2 tRNA genes and 3 rRNA genes are annotated in these 5,408 nt (G+C 55.5%); all 5 read right to left on the reverse strand.

Features of this window, described 5'->3' with window-relative positions:
- Positions 1-23: 23 nt before the first annotated feature.
- The 5 genes from rrf to ACFQ2D_RS16960 all read right to left on the reverse strand — a co-directional run bounded on the left by rrf (position 24) and on the right by ACFQ2D_RS16960 (position 5,187).
- Positions 24-136 (reverse strand): 5S ribosomal RNA (rrf, locus tag ACFQ2D_RS16940).
- Positions 137-276: 140 nt separating this feature from the next.
- Positions 277-3,141: ribosomal RNA gene (locus ACFQ2D_RS16945) — 23S ribosomal RNA — on the reverse strand.
- 232 nt (positions 3,142-3,373) lie between these two features.
- A tRNA-Ala gene (locus ACFQ2D_RS16950) sits at positions 3,374-3,449 on the reverse strand.
- Positions 3,450-3,492: 43 nt separating this feature from the next.
- Positions 3,493-3,569, reverse strand: a tRNA-Ile gene (locus ACFQ2D_RS16955).
- A 73-nt stretch (positions 3,570-3,642) separates the two neighbouring features.
- Positions 3,643-5,187, reverse strand: a 16S ribosomal RNA gene (locus tag ACFQ2D_RS16960).
- The 16S, 23S and 5S rRNA genes sit together here with 2 tRNA genes alongside, the layout of an rRNA operon.
- Positions 5,188-5,408 lie beyond the last annotated feature (221 nt).

The following is a 5,408-nucleotide window of genomic DNA, read 5'->3' on the forward strand; positions in this document are numbered from 1 at the left end:
GGGCTGGGGGTTCGGGGTAAAGACCCTGGCGATGACCTACTCTCGCATGCGGCTGCACACTACCATCGGCGCGTTTGCGTTTCACTTCCGAGTTCGGAATGGGATCGGGTGGTTCCACAAAGCTATTGTCACCAGGGAGAGGGTGGAGGGTCGCCGGCGCATCGGTGGAGTGATCCACGGATGAGCAGCGCACACGCTCTCAAAGGGGGGAAGTAGCGAACGGTTGGCTTGGCTGCCCGCGACGTCGTCGCAGAGTCCAAGGCCACTTGAGGTTATATGGTCAAGCCACACGGATCATTAGTACTGGTTAGCTCAACGCATTACTGCGCTTACACACCCAGCCTATCAACCACCTGGTCTTGATGGTTCCTTCAGGGGGCTTGTGCCCCGGGAGATCTCATCTTGAGGCGCGCTTCCCGCTTAGATGCTTTCAGCGGTTATCGCTTCCGAACATAGCTACCCGGCAGTGCCACTGGCGTGACAACCGGAACACCAGAGGTTCGTCCACTCCGGTCCTCTCGTACTAGGAGCAGCCCCTCTCAAATCTCCAACGCCCATGGCAGATAGGGACCGAACTGTCTCACGACGTTCTGAACCCAGCTCGCGTACCACTTTAAATGGCGAACAGCCATACCCTTGGGACCGACTACAGCCCCAGGATGTGATGAGCCGACATCGAGGTGCCAAACACCGCCGTCGCTATGGACGCTTGGGCGGTATCAGCCTGTTATCCCCGGAGTACCTTTTATCCGTTGAGCGATGGCCCTTCCATACAGAACCACCGGATCACTAAGTCCTACTTTCGTACCTGCTTGATCCGTCGATCTTGCAGTCAAGCACGCTTATGCCTTTGCACACAGTGCGCGATGTCCGACCGCGCTGAGCGTACCTTCGAGCTCCTCCGTTACTCTTTGGGAGGAGACCGCCCCAGTCAAACTACCCACCACACACGGTCCCCGACCCGGATTACGGGCCCAGGTTAGAACGTCAAGCACGACAGGGTGGTATTTCAAGGATGGCTCCACCCCAGCTGGCGCCAGGGTTTCACAGCCTCCCACCTATCCTACACAGACGAACTCAACGTTCAGTGTGAAGCTATAGTAAAGGTTCACGGGGTCTTTCCGTCTTGCCACGGGAACGCTGCATCTTCACAGCGATTTCAATTTCACTGAGTCTCGGGTGGAGACAGCGCCGCTGTCGTTACGCCATTCGTGCAGGTCGGAACTTACCCGACAAGGAATTTCGCTACCTTAGGACCGTTATAGTTACGGCCGCCGTTTACCGGGGCTTCGATCAAGAGCTTCGCCTTGCGGCTGACCCCATCAATTAACCTTCCGGCACCGGGCAGGCGTCACACCCTATACGTCCACTTTCGTGTTTGCAGAGTGCTGTGTTTTTGATAAACAGTCGCAGCGGCCTGGTCACTTCGGCCTCCCCCAGCTATTCACCAGAAGAGGCGCACCTTCTCCCGAAGTTACGGTGCTATTTTGCCTAGTTCCTTCACCCGAGTTCTCTCAAGCGCCTGAGAATTCTCATCCTACCCACCTGTGTCGGTTTACGGTACGGTCTGCGTAAGCTGAAGCTTAGGAGCTTTTCCTGGAAGCGTGATATCAGCAGCTTCGTCCTAATGGACTCGTCCTTAGTCTCAACGTTGCGCCCCCGGATTTGCCTAAGGGCACCGCCTCAACTCTCTCACCGGGACAACCAACGCCCGGCCTGCCTAACCTTCTCCGTCCCTCCATCGCACTTACGCGAGGTGCTGGAATATTAACCAGCTTCCCATCGACTACGCATTTCTGCCTCGCCTTAGGGGCCGACTCACCCTGCGTCGATTAACGTTGCGCAAGGAAACCTTGGGCTTTCGGCGTGCGGGCTTTTCACCCGCATTATCGTTACTCATGTCAGCATTCGCACTTCCGATACCTCCAGCAGACTTCTCAATCCACCTTCGCAGGCTTACGGAACGCTCCTCTACCGCGCATCACGAAGTGATGCACCCCAAGCTTCGGTTCTGTGCTTAGCCCCGTTAAATCTTCCGCGCAGACCGACTCGACCAGTGAGCTATTACGCTTTCTTTAAAGGGTGGCTGCTTCTAAGCCAACCTCCTGGCTGTCTGTGCCTTTCCACATCGTTTCCCACTTAGCACAAAATTTGGGACCTTAGCTGTGGGTCTGGGTTGTTTCCCTTTTCACGACGGACGTTAGCACCCGCCGTGTGTCTCCCATACAGTCCGTCTCGGTATTCGGAGTTTGCAATGGTTTGGTAAGTCGCGATGACCCCCTAGCCATGACAGTGCTCTACCCCCGAGAGGATACATATGAGGCGCTACCTAAATAGCTTTCGAGGAGAACCAGCTATCTCCGGGTTCGATTAGCTTTTCACTCCTAATCACACCTCATCCCCTACCTTTGCAACGGGAGTGGGTTCGGGCCTCCAGTACCTGTTACGGTACCTTCACCCTGGGCATGACTAGATCACCCGGTTTCGGGTCTATTGCCTGCGACTATGCGCCCTGTTCAGACTCGGTTTCCCTTCGCCTCCCCTATACGGTTAAGCTCGCCACAGACAATAAGTCGCTGACCCATTATACAAAAGGTACGCAGTCACCCCGAAGGGCTCCTACTGCTTGTACGCACACGGTTTCAGGGTCTATTTCACTCCCTTCACCAGGGTTCTTTTCGCCTTTCCCTCACGGTACTGGTTCACTATCGGTCGGTCAGGAGTATTTAGCCTTGGAGGATGGTCCCCCCATGTTCAGACAGGGTTTCACGTGCCCCGCCCTACTCAATTTCATCTGCATAGCCCTTTCGCATACAGGGCTGTCACCTTCTATGGCCGGCCTTTCCAGACCGCTTTGCTAGAACTACACAGACTTTTGGGCTGTTCCCCGTTCGCTCGTCACTACTCAGGGAATCTCGGTTGATTTCTTTTCCTACGGTTACTTAGATATTTCAGTTCACCGCGTTCGCCTTGCATGGCTATGGATTCACCATGCAATACCTCTTGCGAGGTGGGTTTCCCCATTCGGACATTGCCGGATCAAAGCTTGTTGCCAGCTCCCCGACACTTTTCGCAGGCTGCCACGTCCTTCATCGCCTCTGACCGCCAAGGCATCCACCGTGTGCGCTTATTCGCTTGACCATATAACCCCAAGTCGCCTCGGGGTTGCAGTGCCTGGAGTTACAAGTTCCAGACGCGAATATTGCAACGACTCAAATAAGGAATCTCTCGATTCCCGCCTTAGCCTCTACGACACGTCTGGACAGTTTCGTCTCAAACGCTCGCTACTTCCCTTGTTTTCAAAGAACACGGACCGGCTTCAACGCCGATCCGCTTTCAGATCTTTGTGTGCGCAACACAATCCGCCTCGACCTGGTGGAGCCTGTCGGGATCGAACCGACGACCCCCTGCTTGCAAAGCAGGTGCTCTCCCAGCTGAGCTAAGGCCCCGTAGAAAACCAGATGCGGTTTCCGAGCTGAGCCTAGGCCCGAGTGGTGGGTCTGGGAGGACTCGAACCACCGGCCTCACCCTTATCAGGGGTGCGCTCTAACCACCTGAGCTACAGACCCAGTCTGTTTGTGCGGATTGTGCAGGTTACTTGTGCGGACGTCTGGACAGGCAATGTGCTGTCTTTATGTCTCAAAAGGAGGTGATCCAGCCGCACCTTCCGATACGGCTACCTTGTTACGACTTCACCCCAGTCATCGGCCACACCGTGGCAAGCGCCCTCCTTGCGGTTAGGCTACCTGCTTCTGGTGCAACAAACTCCCATGGTGTGACGGGCGGTGTGTACAAGGCCCGGGAACGTATTCACCGCAGCAATGCTGATCTGCGATTACTAGCGATTCCGACTTCACGGAGTCGAGTTGCAGACTCCGATCCGGACTGAGAGAAGGTTTCTGGGATTGGCTTGCCCTCGCGGGTTCGCAGCCCTCTGTCCTTCCCATTGTAGTACGTGTGTAGCCCTGGCCGTAAGGGCCATGATGACTTGACGTCATCCCCACCTTCCTCCGGTTTGTCACCGGCGGTCTCCTTAGAGTTCCCACCATTACGTGCTGGCAACTAAGGACAAGGGTTGCGCTCGTTGCGGGACTTAACCCAACATCTCACGACACGAGCTGACGACAGCCATGCAGCACCTGTGTTCCGGTTCCCGAAGGCACCCTCCGATCTCTCAGAGGTTCCGGACATGTCAAGGCCAGGTAAGGTTCTTCGCGTTGCATCGAATTAAACCACATACTCCACCGCTTGTGCGGGCCCCCGTCAATTCCTTTGAGTTTCAGTCTTGCGACCGTACTCCCCAGGCGGCGAACTTAACGCGTTAGCTTCGATACTGAGAGCCAGATTGCTCCCAACATCCAGTTCGCATCGTTTAGGGCGTGGACTACCAGGGTATCTAATCCTGTTTGCTCCCCACGCTTTCGTGCCTCAGTGTCAGTACTGGTCCAGGTAGTCGCCTTCGCCACGGATGTTCCTCCTGATCTCTACGCATTTCACTGCTACACCAGGAATTCCACTACCCTCTACCGTACTCTAGCCCGCCAGTTTCCAATGCAATTCCCAGGTTGAGCCCAGGGCTTTCACATCAGACTTAACGAACCACCTACGCACGCTTTACGCCCAGTAATTCCGAGTAACGCTTGCACCCTTCGTATTACCGCGGCTGCTGGCACGAAGTTAGCCGGTGCTTATTCTTTGGGTACCGTCATTCTCTCCGGGTATTAGCCGGAAAGTTTTCTTTCCCAACAAAAGGGCTTTACAACCCGAAGGCCTTCTTCACCCACGCGGCATGGCTGGATCAGGCTTGCGCCCATTGTCCAATATTCCCCACTGCTGCCTCCCGTAGGAGTCTGGACCGTGTCTCAGTTCCAGTGTGGCTGATCATCCTCTCAGACCAGCTACCGATCGTCGCCTTGGTGGGCCTTTACCCCGCCAACTAGCTAATCGGACATCGGCTCATCTATCCGCGCGAGGTCTTGCGATCCCCCGCTTTCTCCCGTAGGACGTATGCGGTATTAGCGTAAGTTTCCCTACGTTATCCCCCACGTATAGGCAGATTCCGATGCATTCCTCACCCGTCCGCCACTCGCCACCCAGGGAGCAAGCTCCCCTGTGCTGCCGTTCGACTTGCATGTGTTAGGCCTGCCGCCAGCGTTCACTCTGAGCCAGGATCAAACTCTTCACTTAAATGTTTCGGCCAGATCCGAAGATCCAACCTAATTACTTGAGTGCAGTCGTCGTCCCGAGCCCCAATTACTCGCTTGCATTTGCATGCATTTGAATTGACTTGTTGCTCTGTTACGAACGTCTGCAAGATGGACAGTCATCCACCCGCCAGACGCCCGCACAAGTCACCTGCGCACACTGTCAAAGATCTTCGAAACACCGGCCTCAGCGCCTGGGTTTCG

It is taken from the genome of Luteimonas composti, assembly GCF_042678665.1.
GTDB lineage: Bacteria > Pseudomonadota > Gammaproteobacteria > Xanthomonadales > Xanthomonadaceae > Luteimonas > Luteimonas composti.